Here is a 15,318-nt window from a genome sequence, read left to right on the forward strand (position 1 = left end):
AATAATCATTAACATTTTGATTGCTGATGCAACTATCGCAAAACGGGACGAACGCAGCGCGACACATTGGCGGGCGCCTCAATCGACGCAGTAACGCACGGCATGCGCTTCCATCGGCAGCGGGATTTCCCAGTTCCACAGCATCGATTGCAGTTTCTTGTTGCTGAGCGAAGTATCGCGCTGGCCGTTGCGCCGCAGCAGCTCCTTGCGTGGCTGCTCCAGGTACACGAGCTCCACCTGCGCATGGTATTTGTACAGCAGGTTGAGCGTCTTCTCGCGCATCAGCTTGGACAGATGCGTGGCGTTCCACACGAACGGTTCGTGCTTGCGCAGCAGTTCGCGCGCCCGCTCTTCCGCATAGTCGCCCACCTGCCCCTCGTTCTTGCCGTGCTTCAAGCCCAAGGCCGTCCGCGCATCGTCAAACGACACGACGGGCAGGCGCGGATGGTGCTTGTCCACCCAGGTATTCTTGCCCGAAGCGGGCAAGCCCGACATGACGATCACGTGCGAACCCGGCTCCTGGAACAGGGAATAATCGGGATGCGCCTCGGCGCCGCGAAAGTATTTGACGCGCGTGTGGTCGTCGACGAAGACCCTGCGCTGGCCATAGCAGCCCTCCTCGCGCGCCAGTTCCCGGAACAGCTCGATGGCGTCGAGGATGCGCTGCGGGTCGGGGCAGATGCGGCCGCGGATATCGGCCTCGGCCAGCATGGCCAGCAGGCGGATATCGACCTGCCACGACAGTTCGCGCACGGTAAATTCCGGCGTCACGCCGCGCCGCGATTGCTCCAGCGCAAAGAACGGCACTTGATGTACGTTAATCAAACGGCAGATTTCCTCGCGCACGGCAAACGGCACGTCATAGTCCCACAAGGCGATGCGCGCATCGAGCGCGCCCTTGCGCGAGTGGCCGGGCTGGCCGATGGCGCCCGTTACCGGGTCGATCACCGTGGTGCTGCACTTGGCCACGTCGTGCAGCAAGGCGGCCAGGAACACGATTTCCTGTTCCGCCCGCGTGGCTTGCTGGTACTCAAGCATGCCCAACAGGGATTCCACCACCATCATCGTATGCGTCCACACATCGCCTTCCGCGTGATACACGGGGTTTTGCGGCGTCGTCTTTGCCAGTTCCAGCTGCGGGAAAGCGGCCAGGCAGGCGCTGAAGTCGGGCGACTGGCCCGCTGTGGGCACCAGTTGCTGCAGGGTTTTCCAGTTCATCATTGTGTACTCCTTGAGAATGCTGCCAGTTCGTCGGGCGACTGGCAGGTATGCAAGCCCAGGCTTTCCCACGTGACGAGCGGCTGCGGCGCATACAGGTCGACGCCGTCGGCCAGCTGGTTCGGGATCAATGGCCGCGTGCTGTGGTGCGAGCCGCTGTCGAGGATGGTTTGCGTAAAGTCATGCCGCACCAGCTTGTAGCGGGCCAGCACTTGCTCGTCGTCTTCCACTTTCAGGTATAAGCCTTCCGCGTGGTCGGACTTGTCCGTCTGCTTCCAGCACAGGTCCAGCGGCAGGCGTTCGCGCGCCACCACGTTTTCAAAGGCGTCGCGCCACAGGCGGGACTTGGCCAGCGAATGGCGCAGCAGCTGCCACAGCTGTTTCGGCGACGCGGGCATGGTGCCCGCGTACAGCACGGGAACGGACAGCACGGGCGAGCCGGCCAGCATGGCGTGGCGGCGCGCCGTCGACAAAAACATCTGCGTGCGGCGGCAGTACACGTCGAACTCGTTGAAATAATGGGGCAAGCGGTCGTAAAACACGGAATGCTTGCTGTAAGACCATTCGCCAAACAGCACAAACTGGTCTTCCAGCAAGCCCAGCAAGGCGTGTTCGTGCGCATGCGCCCACGGTTTCAACAGGTTGAACTGGCGTTCGCTGCCGCCGCCCGCCAGGTAGTGGCCGCGCGACTGCAGCAGCACCTCGCCCGCATCGCTGAACGACACGGCGGAGTTGGCGCCATCGATTTTTTCCTCGATGACGACGTACTGGCCGGCCAGCTTTTTCAGGGGCATCTGGTCGGAACCGTCGTCGCCGTCCTGCAGGCGCGAGCCTTCCAGGTGCGGCGTGCGCGGGTATTTAAATAAAGGCAAAGATTGTAGAAACATAGCGTCCCACGCCGCGTTCACCGGGGCGTGTCCATACAGGGTCAGGGGTGCTGACGACGTGTTCGGGCGTGGACGATCAGGACGGTGGTCCTGGATACGTGTGCGGAGGGAGCAAAAACAGTGCCGCAGCAATCGGGGGCGTCAACGCGCCGAACGATGCTGCAGAGAGCATTTCGTCAGCGTTAGCAGGTGATGGCGAAGAAGCGAGGCACTTTTGGCTCCAATAAGGAAGAGGTTCGAGAAAGAACCGCGAATATAAAGGCAGTTTGATTATTTTGCAAGTGGCTCTTCCTATCGTGCGCATCCCTGGCTTTGCAATCCCCGCAAAATTTGCTAAGCTGGCGGCACTTCCTGTCGCTGCTGCGTGGAAAACAAACATGGCCCTTGCAAAAGGGCCGTGCATTCGTTATTTCCGGAGCAGAATCGTGTTTCCCCTATCCAGATTACAAAAAGCCCTGCGCCGCCAGGGCATCGCCGTCGCCTATGCCGACGGCATTTATACACTCAGCAATCCGCACGCGCAGGCGTCCGTGCTGCTGCCCCATAACTTTCCCCTCGAGGAAAAAGCCGTGCGCCAGCTGATGGAATTTGCCGCCGTCGCCGTGCCCGGCCAGGATGGCCATGTGTGCAAGGCGTGCGCCACGCCCGACTTCCACCCTGGCAGCATCGCGCCCGTCGGCAGCATCGTCGCCACCAGCCCCGACATGGTGATCCCCGCCATCCCCGGCACGGACATCGCCTGCGGCATGCGCCTGATCACGACGGGCCTGACTCTGGCCCAGTTCGAGGCACGCAAGCCGCAGCTGCTCGGCAAGCTCAAGCATGTGTTGCTGGAAGACGGCCGCAACGTGCCCCTGCGCTCGAAGGCGTTTGCCGCCCTGTTCGACGTGGGACCGGCAGCGTTCATCGACAGCCTGCATGACGATGGTTTGTGGCCCCGCGTCGACAAGGAGCGTTTGCTGCGCGAGCTCGACGCTTGCATCGCCCTGCGCAAACTGGGCGGCGGCTTGCGCCATGCGCCCGCAGCGCTGGTCGGCACGCGCGAAGTGATACGCGATCCCAGCCTGGGCACGACGGGATCGGGCAACCATTTCGTGGAAATCCAGCTGGTCGATACGGTCATGGACCGCCACGCCGCGTACCGGCACGGGCTGGTACCGGGCGAAGTGGTCGTCATGATCCATAGCGGCAGCCGCGACGTGGGTTTTTTTGTGGGCAGCCGCTGGATGGACCGCGCCAGGGAAGCGTGGCCGAAAGGCGTGCGCCACCCGCAGTCGGGCCTGTACGGCTTGACGGGCGAACTGGCCGGCGAATACATGGACGCCATGGGCGTGGCCTCGCGCTACGCCTGGGTCAACCGCATGGTATTGGCCGAACTGGTGCGCGACAGCCTGTCGCAAGTGTTTGCGCAGGATCAATCGCGCCTGGTGGTGGACGTGCCGCACAACGTCATCCTGCGCGAGCATGGCATGAACATCCACCGCAAGGGCGCCACGCCCGCGCGCGAAGGCGACCTGGCGCTGATCCCCGGCTCCATGGGCGATTATTCTTACGTGGCAACGGGGATGGGCAATCCCGACTGGCTGTGGTCGTGCTCGCACGGCGCGGGGCGCAGCATCCGCAGGCAAGCCATGCGCGCCATCCGCCCCACCGTGGGCGGCGGCGAGATGGCGTTCCAGTGCGTGACCCTGCGCGAGGAACGCCGCGTCGAGGAAGCGCCGATGGCGTATAAGAAGATCGGTCCCGTCATCGCCGCGCAGGAGGAAGCGGGCTTGCTGCAGTCGGTGGCGCGCTTGAAACCTTTATTGACGTTCAAGGCTTAGTGCAGCAATTGCGGCACGGCCGCCGCCATCAGCGAGAGGCCGATGGCGGTCAGCACGGCAAACGCGATGCGGCGCATGCCGCGCTGGGCGATCGGCGGCGGGTAGCGCTTGCCCGCCATGGTGGCCAGCACGCCGACGGGCAGGGCCAGCATGCACAGCAGTAACACTTTCGCATCGAGCTGGCCCTGGCTGCCCGCCATCAGCGAGCGTCCGCCCGCGCTGATGGCGAACAAAAAGATCAGGCTGTAGCGGATGGTGGTCAAGCTCATTTCCTGACGGTAAAACTGGTACACGAGGGGCGGGCCGGCCAGCGAAAACAGGCCCGAGAACAGGCCGCCGCACACGCCGCTGATGAAGAAACTGCGCTTGTCCGCCGCGCCCGGTCCCGGCGGCGCCTGCAGCAGGATGCTGACGCCGCCATACACGATGGCCGCGCCCAGCAGCAGTTTCAGCACGGGCGCATATGCCTGGTCCAGATATCCCAACAGCAACACGCCGGTCGCCATGGCCGGCAGCAAGCCGATGCTGGCGGCGCGGATGGCGCGCCAGTCCAGGTGGTGCAAGGCGCCCGGCAAGGCCACGAGGCAATTGGCCAGGGACAACAAACTGACGAGGGCCGCCAGCGCGGGCACGGGCGCCAGGCCGAGGCCGCTGGCCACGCCCATGACGATCATGCCCAGGCCAAAGCCCGTGACGGTCTGGAAATACGTGCCGGCCGCCACCACGCCCAGCAGCGCCAGCACGGGCAGGCTGAACAACTCAGCGCCCACCCTGGGCCTGCACGGCCGTCACGGCAATGACGTTGTAGACGTCGTCGGCGCTGCAGCCGCGCGACAGATCGTTGGCCGGCTTGTTCAAGCCTTGCAGCAAGGGGCCGATGGCGACGGCGCCGCCCATGCGCTCGGCCAGCTTGTAGCCGATATTGCCCGCGTCCAGGTTCGGGAACACCAGCACGTTGGCGCGGCCGTTGACGACGGAATCCTTGACTTTTCTCTGGGAAATTTCGGCCACGATGGCCGCGTCCAGCTGCACGTCGCCATCGATGGCCAACAGCGGACGCTGGGCCTTGACCCGGTCCGTGGCCGCATGCACCTTGTCGACGGCCGCGTGGTGGGCGCTGCCGCTGGTGGAAAACGACAGCATGGCGACCCTCGGTTCTTCCATCAGCAAGGCTTGCGCGCTGTCGGCGGCGGCCATGGCGATGTCGGCCAATTCCTCGGCCTTCGGGTCAACGACGAGGGCGCAGTCGGAAAAGATAAAACCGCCTTTGAGGCTGTGAAACGGTTCGCACAGCATCATCAGGAAAAAGCTCGACACGAGCTTGAAGGCCGGGTCGATGCCGATGATCTGGATGGCGCTGCGCACCACATCGGCCGTCGTGTGCACGGCCCCCGCCACGCAGCCGTCGGCGTCGCCCAGGCGCACCATCAGGTTGGCGTAGCACAGCGGGTCTTGCACGGCGACGCGCGCCTGCTCCACCGTCATGCCCTTGGCTTGACGCAGCACAAACAATTGCTGGGCATAGTGTTCCGACTCGTCGGACGTTGCCGGATCGACCAGGCGCACGGCATCGAGATCCAGCCCGTGCTCGTGCGCCAGCGCCAGGATGGCGGCCGGCTTGCCGACGAGGGTAATGTGCGCCAGGCCTTCGGCAGCCGCACGCGCGGCCGCCTGCAGCACGCGCGCATCGTCGCCCTCGCACAACACGATGTTTTTCGGCACGGCGCGGGCTTGCTCGATGATGCGGTGCAGGGCTTTCATGGCGACTCCAATTCGGTAAAAAAAGTGCCGGAACCATGGAAGCATGAAGCAATGGCTCCGGCACATAAAACCCGGCGCGATGCCGGGGTCATACAAGGATCGGGCTGACTGATTACACGTAGTCTTTGTACTTGTCCAGGTGACGGATCGGCTTGCTCAGCGCGTCGCGGCGGAACGGATCGCCCAGCTCGCGCGTGCACATGATTTCAATGATGGTCGTCTTGCCTTCATTCATCTGCATGTCGATCGCCTTCTTCAGTGCCGGACCCACGTCTTCCAGCTTGTCGACCGTGATGCCTTCGGCGCCCATGGCCCGCGCAATTTCTGCGAAGCTCTGGTTGTCGAGCTCGCCGGCGACGAAACGGCGGTTGTAGAAATCCACCTGGTTCTTCTTTTCCGCGCCCCACTGGCGGTTGTGGAACACCACGGCCGTCACGGGAATGTTGTGGCGCACGCAAGTCATCGTTTCCATCAGGCTCATGCCCCAGGCGCCGTCGCCCGCATACGACACGGCCGGACGGTGCGGCGCCGCCACTTTCGCGCCGATGATGGTCGGAAACGCGTAGCCGCAGTTGCCAAAGCTCATCGCCGCAAAGAAGCTGCGCGGCTTTTCAAAGCGCAAGTAACTATTTGCCACCGAGTTGATGTTGCCGATGTCGGTCGACACCATCACGTCTTCCGGCATGGCTTTTTCCAGCTCGCGCAAGACCTGGCGCGGGTGCAGGTAGTTGCCTGGCTCTTTCTTTTGCTCTTCGATCATGTCCAGGCTGTACGCATCCTTTTCGTGCGTCCAGTTCGTCAATTCCTCTTCCCACGCGGCCTTTTCCGCTTGCACGGTGGCGTAGCGCGCGTCGCGCGTGGCGTCGCAGTCCAGCGTCTTGCCGTCCAGGCGGGCAATAATCGCCTTGGCGGCCGCCTTGGCGTCGCCGCAGATACCCACCGAAATCTTTTTCACCAGGCCCAGCATCTTGTTGTCGGCGTCGATCTGGATGATCTTGGCGTTCTTCGGCCAGTAATCCATGCCGTGCTGCGGCAAGGTGCCGAACGGTCCCAGGCGCGAACCGAGGGCGACGACAACGTCGGCCTGGGCGATCAGTTTCATCGCCGCCTTGGAACCTTGATAGCCCAGCGGGCCGCACCACAGCGGGTGGCTGGCGGGAAACGAGTCGTTGTGCAGGTAGCTGTTCACGACGGGCGCACCGAGGCGCTCGGCCAGGGCCTTGCATTCTTCGATCGCTTCGCCCATGACGACGCCGCCGCCCGAGATGATCACGGGGAACTTGGCCTTGGCCAAGAGCTCCGCCGCATCGTTCAGGCTTTGCTCGCCGCCGGCGCCGCGGTCCAGGCGGTTCGGTTTCGGGATCTCGGCCTTGATTTCGCCATAGAAGTAATCGCGCGGGATGTTCAATTGCGTCGGTCCCATTTCCGACATGGCGCGGTCGAAGCAGCGGCCCGTGAACTCCGCCATGCGGGCGGGATTGGTGACGTGGCCTTGATATTTCGTAAATTCCTCGAACATCGGCAACTGGTTCGCTTCCTGGAAACCGCCCAGGCCCATGCTCATCGTGCCCGTCTCCGGCGTGATGATGACGACCGGGGTGTGCGCCCAGTAGGCGGCGGCAATGGCCGTGACGCAATTGCTGATGCCGGGGCCATTCTGGCCGATGACGACGCCGTGGCGGCCCGAGACGCGGGCATAGCCGTCGGCCATGTGGCCGGCGCCCTGCTCGTGCACGACGGGGATCAGCCGGATGCCGGCCGGCGCAAAAATGTCCATCGGGTCCATGAAGGCCGAGCCCATGATGCCGAACATGTCGGTCACGCCATTGGCGGCCAGGGTTTCCACGAACGCTTCGGAAGGCGTCATCTTTTGCGGGCCCACAGGTATCGCGGCTGCGGCGGCTTTTTGGTCGGACAAATCGGTCATGGCTCAGTCTCCTTACGGTTTTATGAAAAATCGGTATATTTTGTTCCGATATTTTAAATACGTGTTCAATTTAACGGTTGCGAAATGCGCTGTCAATGAAAATTCATCAAAAATCGGACTGTTTCATTCCTGAATCCGGAATCCGTGACATAGGCCCATTCCTGAAACAACAATGGCGGCTTATCCGCAACAGACAAGCCGCCATCCCTCGCTGCGCCGTCGCGCTTAGAACTTCAGGCGCATGCCGGCCGTGAAGGCGCTCGAGTTATGCCCTGGCAAGGGCACGCTGCCGCCGCTCGATGCGTCGCCGACGAAGTTGGTGCCCGCGCCATCGTTGCTGATGCGCCCGTACGAGGTGTACAGATTCGTGCGTTTCGACAAGGCATACGTGTAGCCGATGGCCAGCTGGCGCCCGCCGCGGCGCGCATTCGTGCGGTCATCCTTGCGGATGTACGACACCATCACGCTGCCGGCCGCGCCCGCGGGGGCCGACACGCCCAGCATGTAGTCGCGGAAATCCGTGCCCGCGTCGTCCTTGTCCGTTTCATACGCGGCGTGCAGCTTGGCGGGACCGAAGTCGTAGGTGCCGCCCAGCAAGGTGACTTTCGCCGTGTTCAGCGGCGTATCCTTGCGGTTGTCGTGGGCCAGGGTCAGCACGAGCGGGCCGTTGGCGTAATCGATGGAAAAGTCGATGGTGCGGCCCAGGGTGTTGCTGTCCGGCTTTTCGCCCAGACCATACATGATGGCGGCCGACAAGCCGTTCACCTTCGGCGTTTCATACATGATGGAGTTTTTCGTGCGCAGGCTGGCCACGCTCATCAGGTTGATCGAGGCGCCCGTCATGCCCGTCTCGAAGGGGTCGATATTGTCCAGCGCGGTGAAGAGAGGATTGTGCTGCAAGCCCAGGTTCACGGCGCCGAAGCCGCCCGACAGGCCCACGTAGGCCTTGCGCCCGAACAGGGCGCCCTGGCGGTTGGCGCCCGTGTCCACGTCAAGGCCATTTTCCAGCAGGAAGTTGGCTTTTAAATTATTGCCCAGGTCTTCCGTGCCCTTGAAGCCAATGCGGCTGCCCGACTGCACGCCGGTGGCCAGCTTGGTGACGGAACCGTCCGCGCCGCCGTGTTCGGACGTCAGGCCCGCATCGAGCAAGCCGTACACGGTGACGGACGACTGGGCGCCGGCGCTGCCGGCGGCGAAGGAAGCCAGGATGGCTGCCGCTACGAGTGTGTGTTTCATGTCATCTCCAGGTATTGTGGTTTTTATAAACGCTTGAAACGATATCAACTACGGTGCTGCAAACTGCGGTCAATGCGGCCACTCAGGCGATCAGCCCGGCCATCGGCGACGAGGGCGATGCGCTCATGACGCCCGCTCTCCGGGGCATGCGCCCGGCCAGATAGGCCTCGCGTCCGCCCTGCACTGCCAGTTTCATGGCGCGCGCCATGCGTATCGGCTCGCGCGCCGCCGCGATGGCGGTATTCATCAGGATGCCGTCGCAACCGAGTTCCATGGCGATGGCCGCGTCCGACGCCGTGCCGACACCGGCATCGACCAGCACGGGCACGCGGGCTTGCTCGATGATCAGCGACAAGTTCCATGGATTGAGAATGCCCATGCCCGAGCCGATCAATGACGCCAGCGGCATGACGGCGATGCAGCCGATGTCTTCCAGCATGCGCGCCTGGATGGGGTCGTCGCTGCAATACACCATCACCTGGAAGCCGTCGCGCACCAGCTGTTCCGCCGCCTTTAACGTTTCCGGCATGTTCGGGAACAGGGTCTTTTCATCGCCCAGCACTTCCAGCTTGCACAACTGGTGGCCGCCCAGCAGCTCGCGCGCCAGCTGCAGGGTATAGACGGCGTCGCGCGCGTTGTAGCAGCCGCCCGTGTTGGGCAGGATCGTGTATTTCGACGGCGGAATGAAGTCGAGCAGGTTCGGCTCGCCCTTTTCCTGGCCGATATTCACCCTGCGGATGGTCACGGTGACGATTTCGGCGCCGCTCTCTTCGATGGCGAGGCGCGTTTCCTCGAAATCCTTGTACTTGCCGGTGCCCACCAGCAGGCGCGACTGGTAGGTGGTGCCGGCCAGGGTCAGGCTGCCGGTTGGCTGGCGGGGGGTGGCGTCGTCTCTCATCGTGGTGCTCTCCTAAGTTGAACCAACGCGGCCTCTTGCCGGGGGGCTTCGCCGCAAAACGCAAAATCGACTTCCGGCCGCCACCCCGACACGAGGTCGGCCAGCGCCCTGCCCGCGCCGCAGCCCATGGTCCAGCCCAGGGTGCCGTGGCCCGTGTTGAGATAGAGCTGGCGGTAGCGCGTCGTACCGATATACGGCACGTTCGAGGGCGTCAGGGGGCGCAAGCCGGCCCAGTAGACGGGGTCGCCGTAATCGCAGGCGTGGGGAAACAGCGCCTGCACACGGCGCGTGATGGCGGCGCAGCGCACGGGGTTGAGTTCCCGCGTGTAGCCGTTCAGCTCGCACGTGCCCGCCACGCGCAGGCGCTCGCCCAGGCGCGAAAACACCAGCTTGTGGCCATCGTCCGTCAGCGACACGCTGGGTGCGGCGGCGGAATCAAGAATCGGATACGTGGCGGAGTAACCCTTGCCCGGATACAACATCAGGCGGATGCCCAGCGGCTGCAGCAGCGGTGCGGAAAAACTGCCCATGGCCACCACCACGGCATCCGCATGCTCGATGCGGTGGCGGCCTTGCGCATCGATGCATTCCACGCCCGTGATGCGCTCGCCGTCCGCCAGCAGCCGCGTCACCGTGGTGCCGTACTGGAAATCCACGCCGGCCGCCGCCGCGCGCGCAGCCAGGGCCGTGGTAAACAGGTGCACGTCGCCCGATTCGTCGCTGGCCGTGAAGTCGCCGCCGACGATCTGCTGGCGGGCATGGGCCAAGGCTGGTTCCAGCCGGATCACTTCATCGGCGCTGACCGTATTGCGCGGGCAGCCCAGCTCGCGCAAGAGCGCGGCGCCCGCTTGCGATTTATCAAACTCCTGCTGGTCCGTATAGAAATGCAGGATGCCCCGCTCGAGGTGGTCGTAGGCAATGCCCGTCTCGCGGCGCAAGGCTTGCAGGCTCTGGCGGCTGTACTCGGCCAGGGCGACGATCTGGCGCATGTTGCGTGACACCCTGGACGGCAAACATTCGCGCAGATAATGCAGCGCCCACTGCCATTGCAGCGGATCGAGGCGGGGACGGAACAGCAGCGGCGCGTCGTCCTTGCCCAGCCAGCTCACGACCTTGCGCAGGGTGGCGGGATTCGCCCACGGTTCCGCGTGCGAGACGGAAATCTGCCCGCCGTTGGCAAAACTGGTTTCCTGCGCGGCGCCCGCCTGGCGCTCGAACACGCGCACGTCGTGGCCCGCCTGGCGCAAATACCAGGCCGATGCCGTGCCGACCACGCCGGCGCCGAGAACGAGGATCTTCATGGCGGGGCCGTTCCGTTTAACGCGTCAGCAGCACGGCGATGGCGACGAAGGCGGCGATCCACACCGTTTCCATCACCAGCATGATCACGGGACGCCAGCCCAGCGAGGCCAGCGACTGGAACGAGGTTTTCACGCCCAGGGCGGCGATGGCGATGACGAGGCAGGCGCGCGAGGCATTGTTGATCCAGCCATTTACCTCATGCGGGATCAGGCCCAGGCTGTTGGTAATGACGAGCCAGACAAAGCCGATCAGGAAGAACGGCACCAGCGGCGGCGCATCGACTTCGCTCTTGCCGTCCTTGCGCTTGAACATGATCGACAGGCCCAGCACGACGGGCACGAGGCAGGCGACGCGCGTCAGTTTCACGAAGGTGGCGACGTCGCCCGTATGGTTGCTGACCAGATAGCCGGCGCCCACCACTTGCGCCACGTCATGGATGGTGCCGCCGATGAACACGCCCGCTTCCGTGGGGTCAAAACCCAGCAGCTTGACCAGCAGCGGGTAGACGATCATTGCCAGGGTCGACAGCGACGTCACGCCCACCACCGTCAGCAGGGTGAATTTTTCGTTTTCCTTGGTTTGCGGCAGCACGGCCGAGATGGCCAGCGCGGCCGAGGCGCCGCAGATGGCCACGGAGCCGCCCGACAAAATGCCTTCCGTGATCGGGCGTTTCAGCCATTTGGCCAGCAGGTAGCCGAAACCCAGGGTGGCGATCAGCCCGCCGACGACGATCAGCAACGGCGTCACGCCGACCGAGGCGATCTGATTGAAGGTGATGCGCGCGCCCAGCAAGGCCACGCCCGTGCGCAGCAGCACCTTGCTGCAAAACTCGATGCCGGGCTTGCAGGTGGGGTCGGACGCGAGGAAGTGGAAGGCCAGGCCGAAGAACAGCGCATACAGCAGCTGGGGGCCGCCGTAATTGCTGGAAATAAAGGTGGCCGACAGGGCGATCACCAGCGCGATGGCCACGCCGGGCCAGCTGCGCAGCACGGCGCGGGGCCGCCAGATGGCGATGGCGGAAGACAGGTAGGGGATGTTCTTGTCGACAACGCGTGTTATCGCTGAGGAGTTAGTTTTCATGCTGGTCCGCTCATAATGTTTTAAAAATTGGGACATTTCATCTCGTTTTTTAATAATACACGATGAGCTAGCGAAGTCCATGCTTTTCCATGAAAATCGAAACCAGATGTTCCGGAAACTGACGTTTTAATGATGCCGGCACCGTAAACGACAAGCGGCGCGGCCCTGGACAGGGACGCGCCGCTCTTTACTTAAGAGTTAAAAAGTTACTTTTTGTTCAGGCGGGTAATCAGGCTGGAGGTGTCGTAACGGTTGCCGCCCGCCTGCTGCACTTCGCCATAGAACTGGTCCGTCAAGGTCGTCACGGGCAAGTCGCTCCCGTTGCGCTTGGCTTCGGCGAGGCAGATGCCCAGGTCCTTGCGCATCAGGTCGACGGCGAAACCGAAGTCGAACTTGCGCTCGATCATGGTCTTGCCCCGGTTTTCCAGCTGCCACGACTGCGCCGCGCCCTTGGAAATCACGTCGACCACCAGCGCCGCATCGAGACCCGCGTTTTCCGCAAAGGCAATGCCCTCGCTCAAGGCTTGCACCAGGCCGGCGATGCAGATCTGGTTGACCATTTTTGTGAGCTGGCCGGAACCGGAAGCGCCCATATAGGTGACGGCGCGCGAGAACAGGGCGATGACGGGCTCGGCCCGTGCATACGCTTCCGCATCGCCGCCCACCATCACGGTCAGCTTGCCGTTTTCCGCCCCCGCCTGGCCGCCGGACACGGGCGCGTCGAGGAAGAACACGCCCTTCTCCTTCGCCGCCGCGTGGATGGTGCGCGCCGCTTCGGCCGACGCCGTCGTATGGTCGATCAGGACGCTGCCCGGCGTCATGGCGGACAGCAAGCCGCCCTCTTCCAGGATCACTTGATACAGATCGTTATCGTTGCCGATGCAGGTGAAGACGAACTCGGCACCCGCAGCGGCGGTGGCCGGCGTGGCGGCGCTGCTGCCCTTGTATTGCTCCAGCCAGGCGGCCGCGCGGGCCGGGTTGCGGTTGTACACGGTGACGTCGTGCCCGCCCGCCGCCAGGTGACCTGCCATGGGGAAACCCATGACGCCCAAACCGATGAATGCCACTTTTGCCATATTGTCCGTCCTGTCGATGAATGAATCCGATTATTGTTGCACAAACAGTCGCCGCCGGCAGCATCAAGGCGCGGGAGCGCGCCGATAATACAGGTCGAACTCTTCCTCGCCATCCGGCACGAAGCCGTGACGCATATAGAAGCGGTTCGCCTCGCTGCCGCGCAAGGCGCCCACGCGCACGCTCTTGCGGGCCGCATCGGCCTCGGCAAACACGCGCGCCAGCACGGCCGCGCCCATGCCTTGCCGCTGGCATTCCGGCGCCAGGTAGAGGTGGTCGAGCAGCAAATAATCCGCTTGCGGGCGCAACACATAGAAGCCGGCCAGCGCGCCGCCAAGGCGCAACTGCCAGGTGCAATCGGGGTCGTAGGTGGACAGGAAACGCTGGCGCGCCCGCTGTGGGTCATAGCGGCCGATGCGCTCCAGACTTTCGCGCATGGCGGCCACGCGCAGGCTGGCCAGCGCCTCGCCATCGGCGATGCTGGCAGGGACGAAGGTCAGCATGGCGTCACAGCACTGCGCGCAAAGCCGCCATCAACGCCGCGCACTCAGCCGGGTTGCCGATGCTGATGCGCAAATACTGGCTGATGCGCGGTGCATTGAAATGGCGCACGATCACCGACTTGGCGCGCAAGCCAGCCGCCAGTTGCGCCGCATCATGCTGCGGGTGGCGGGCGAAGATGAAATTGGCCACGGATGGCAGCACTTCGAAGCCCAGCGCCGCCAGGTCCGCCGCCAGCTGTTCGCGGCTGGCGATCACGGCCTGGCGCGTCTGCTGGAAATACGCTTCGTCGTGCAGCGACGCTACCGCGCCGGCCAGCGCCAGCCTATCCAGCGGATACGAGTTGAAACTGTTCTTCACGCGCTCCAGCGCCTCGATCAAATCCGCATGGCCAAAGGCGCAGCCGACGCGCAAGCCAGCCAGCGAACGCGACTTCGAGAAAGTCTGCACCACCAGCAAGTTCGGATAGCGCCCGACCAGGGCCACGGCGCTCTCGCCGCCGAAATCCACATACGCTTCATCGACCACGACCACGGCGTCGGGATGCTCGCGCAGCAGGGTTTCCACGCCGGCCAGCGGCAAGTCCACACCCGTGGGCGCGTTGGGATTCGGGAAGATGATGGCGCCGCACGGCCCCCGGTAGTCTTCGGGGCGGATGCGCATGGTGTCGTCGAGCGGCACGGTACGGTAATCGATGCCGTACAGCTTGCAATACACGGGATAGAAACTGTAGCTGATGTCCGGGAACAGCAGCGGCGCATCGTGCTTGAGCAAGGCCATGAAGGCCAGCGCCAGCACTTCGTCGGAACCGTTGCCGACGAACACTTGGTCGCTGCTGAGGCCGTGGTAGTCGGCCAGGGTTTGCTTCAGTTCGCTGGCCGTGGGATCGGGATACAGGCGCAGGCTGTCGTTGGCCGCTTCGCGCAGCGCGGCCAGCACCTGCGGCGACGGGCCGTAGGGGTTTTCGTTGGTGTTGAGTTTCACCAGGTCGGGCAGTTTCGGCTGCTCGCCGGGGACGTAGGGGGTCAGCTCGCTGACGATGTTGCTCCAGAATCGGCTCATTGCTTTTATGGGTGGGGTCGGGATGGGAGGGGGTAGATTAACATAGGCTGAGCGGGGTCAAGGTGGCGGGGGGTGTCGAAGCCAGATATGCAACAGCGCAATAGCCGGACCGTGCACGATACCCTCGGGACACGGGTTGACAGCGCTGAAAGAAGCGCGGAGCATGAAGTGGGTAATGAGGAGGATACTGTCATGAGCGGATGGGGCGACACACAGGAGCGGGATACGGCGGATATGAAAATGGAGCATGCCGATTACGCGACCAAAAGCGATGTGGCTGCGGCCAGATTGGCCATGATTTTATGGTGCGTGGGGACGATGATTGCTACGTCAGCTGTAGTATTTGCGGTGGCGCGGCTGGTGCACTAGCTTGCGTTACGTTAGTGGGGCGCTGAATTTCAAGGCCTGAATGGAGGAAAAAACGCCTTGCGCTGCGCGCTTTGGGCGGTTTTTCTACCTGCATTGAGACGCTGACGATTTTTTGGCGTTGCGCAAATAAAAAAAGCTCCCTTGCGGGGAGCTTCTCTTATGTATTCTGGCGGAGAGGGT

General features: G+C 63.5%; 14 protein-coding genes. 2 read left to right on the forward strand and 12 right to left on the reverse strand.

The features are described 5' to 3' along the window. Window positions 1–78: 78 nt before the first annotated feature. Together AC1RJW_RS20230 and AC1RJW_RS20235 are read right to left on the reverse strand one after the other, a co-directional pair. Complete coding sequence (locus tag AC1RJW_RS20230; protein ID WP_493046572.1) at window positions 79–1,221, reverse strand: AAA family ATPase; 1,143 nt, start codon at window positions 1,219–1,221, stop codon at window positions 79–81. Then, on the reverse strand, window positions 1,218–2,105 hold the full coding sequence (locus tag AC1RJW_RS20235; RefSeq protein ID WP_493046573.1) for an RNA ligase family protein: 888 nt from the start codon (window positions 2,103–2,105) through the stop codon (window positions 1,218–1,220). The genes AC1RJW_RS20230 and AC1RJW_RS20235 overlap by 4 nt, the downstream gene beginning before the upstream one ends. A gap of 425 nt (window positions 2,106–2,530) precedes the next feature. On the opposite strand from AC1RJW_RS20235, the gene AC1RJW_RS20240 reads away from it, so the two are divergent. Beyond that, window positions 2,531–3,928 (forward strand): RtcB family protein, encoded by a 1,398-nt coding sequence (locus tag AC1RJW_RS20240; RefSeq protein ID WP_493046574.1) that lies wholly within the window; start codon window positions 2,531–2,533, stop codon window positions 3,926–3,928. Here the strand turns inward: AC1RJW_RS20240 and AC1RJW_RS20245 are convergent. The 10 genes from AC1RJW_RS20245 to hisC all read right to left on the reverse strand — a co-directional run bounded on the left by AC1RJW_RS20245 (window position 3,925) and on the right by hisC (window position 14,769). Beyond that, a complete protein-coding gene (locus tag AC1RJW_RS20245; protein ID WP_493046575.1) occupies window positions 3,925–4,686 on the reverse strand; it encodes a TSUP family transporter in 762 nt (253 codons plus the stop codon). The two genes, AC1RJW_RS20240 and AC1RJW_RS20245, sit on opposite strands and share 4 nt — an antisense overlap. A 1-nt stretch (window position 4,687) precedes the next feature. Further along, window positions 4,688–5,689 (reverse strand): phosphate acetyltransferase, encoded by a 1,002-nt coding sequence (gene pta, locus AC1RJW_RS20250; RefSeq protein WP_493046576.1) that lies wholly within the window; start codon window positions 5,687–5,689, stop codon window positions 4,688–4,690. Window positions 5,690–5,801: 112 nt separating this feature from the next. After that, the gene (gene xsc, locus AC1RJW_RS20255) at window positions 5,802–7,616 is read right to left on the reverse strand and encodes a sulfoacetaldehyde acetyltransferase (protein WP_305060228.1); all 1,815 of its coding nucleotides are present in this window, start codon (window positions 7,614–7,616) and stop codon (window positions 5,802–5,804) included. 225 nt (window positions 7,617–7,841) lie between these two features. Beyond that, complete coding sequence (locus AC1RJW_RS20260) at window positions 7,842–8,852, reverse strand: porin (protein WP_493046577.1); 1,011 nt, start codon at window positions 8,850–8,852, stop codon at window positions 7,842–7,844. An 82-nt stretch (window positions 8,853–8,934) separates the two neighbouring features. Continuing rightward, window positions 8,935–9,750, reverse strand: a complete 816-nt coding sequence (locus tag AC1RJW_RS20265) for a thiazole synthase (protein WP_493046578.1) — start codon at window positions 9,748–9,750, stop codon at window positions 8,935–8,937. After that, complete coding sequence (locus tag AC1RJW_RS20270; RefSeq protein WP_493046579.1) at window positions 9,747–11,051, reverse strand: D-amino acid dehydrogenase; 1,305 nt, start codon at window positions 11,049–11,051, stop codon at window positions 9,747–9,749. Before AC1RJW_RS20270 ends, AC1RJW_RS20265 begins: the two co-directional genes overlap by 4 nt. Window positions 11,052–11,067: 16 nt before the next feature. Next, window positions 11,068–12,132 (reverse strand): YeiH family protein, encoded by a 1,065-nt coding sequence (locus AC1RJW_RS20275; RefSeq protein ID WP_493046580.1) that lies wholly within the window; start codon window positions 12,130–12,132, stop codon window positions 11,068–11,070. A gap of 206 nt (window positions 12,133–12,338) precedes the next feature. After that, window positions 12,339–13,208: an NAD(P)-dependent oxidoreductase gene (locus tag AC1RJW_RS20280; protein WP_493046581.1), complete on the reverse strand. Its 870-nt coding sequence runs from the start codon at window positions 13,206–13,208 to the stop codon at window positions 12,339–12,341. Between the two features lie 63 nt (window positions 13,209–13,271). After that, on the reverse strand, window positions 13,272–13,709 hold the full coding sequence (locus tag AC1RJW_RS20285; RefSeq protein ID WP_493046582.1) for a GNAT family N-acetyltransferase: 438 nt from the start codon (window positions 13,707–13,709) through the stop codon (window positions 13,272–13,274). Between the two features lie 4 nt (window positions 13,710–13,713). Further along, the gene (gene hisC, locus AC1RJW_RS20290; protein ID WP_493046583.1) at window positions 13,714–14,769 is read right to left on the reverse strand and encodes a histidinol-phosphate transaminase; all 1,056 of its coding nucleotides are present in this window, start codon (window positions 14,767–14,769) and stop codon (window positions 13,714–13,716) included. Between the two features lie 192 nt (window positions 14,770–14,961). Between hisC and AC1RJW_RS20295 the strand changes: the two genes are divergently transcribed. Next, on the forward strand, window positions 14,962–15,138 hold the full coding sequence (locus AC1RJW_RS20295) for a hypothetical protein (protein WP_230517721.1): 177 nt from the start codon (window positions 14,962–14,964) through the stop codon (window positions 15,136–15,138). Window positions 15,139–15,318 lie beyond the last annotated feature (180 nt).

This window comes from Janthinobacterium sp. GW822-FHT07A03, from assembly GCF_058798815.1.

Excerpts from the sequence above, each read along its gene's own strand:
- AC1RJW_RS20230 (WP_493046572.1), bottom strand. The coding sequence starts at position 1,221 with ATGATGAACTGGAAAACCCTGCAGCAACTGGTGCCCACAGCGGGCCAG.
- AC1RJW_RS20235 (WP_493046573.1), bottom strand. The coding sequence starts at position 2,105 with ATGTTTCTACAATCTTTGCCTTTATTTAAATACCCGCGCACGCCGCAC.
- pta (WP_493046576.1), bottom strand. The coding sequence starts at position 5,689 with ATGAAAGCCCTGCACCGCATCATCGAGCAAGCCCGCGCCGTGCCGAAA.
- xsc (WP_305060228.1), bottom strand. The coding sequence starts at position 7,616 with ATGACCGATTTGTCCGACCAAAAAGCCGCCGCAGCCGCGATACCTGTG.
- AC1RJW_RS20260 (WP_493046577.1), bottom strand. The coding sequence starts at position 8,852 with ATGAAACACACACTCGTAGCGGCAGCCATCCTGGCTTCCTTCGCCGCC.
- AC1RJW_RS20265 (WP_493046578.1), bottom strand. The coding sequence starts at position 9,750 with ATGAGAGACGACGCCACCCCCCGCCAGCCAACCGGCAGCCTGACCCTG.
- AC1RJW_RS20270 (WP_493046579.1), bottom strand. The coding sequence starts at position 11,051 with ATGAAGATCCTCGTTCTCGGCGCCGGCGTGGTCGGCACGGCATCGGCC.
- AC1RJW_RS20275 (WP_493046580.1), bottom strand. The coding sequence starts at position 12,132 with ATGAAAACTAACTCCTCAGCGATAACACGCGTTGTCGACAAGAACATC.
- AC1RJW_RS20280 (WP_493046581.1), bottom strand. The coding sequence starts at position 13,208 with ATGGCAAAAGTGGCATTCATCGGTTTGGGCGTCATGGGTTTCCCCATG.
- AC1RJW_RS20285 (WP_493046582.1), bottom strand. The coding sequence starts at position 13,709 with ATGCTGACCTTCGTCCCTGCCAGCATCGCCGATGGCGAGGCGCTGGCC.
- hisC (WP_493046583.1), bottom strand. The coding sequence starts at position 14,769 with ATGAGCCGATTCTGGAGCAACATCGTCAGCGAGCTGACCCCCTACGTC.
- AC1RJW_RS20295 (WP_230517721.1), top strand. The coding sequence starts at position 14,962 with ATGAGCGGATGGGGCGACACACAGGAGCGGGATACGGCGGATATGAAA.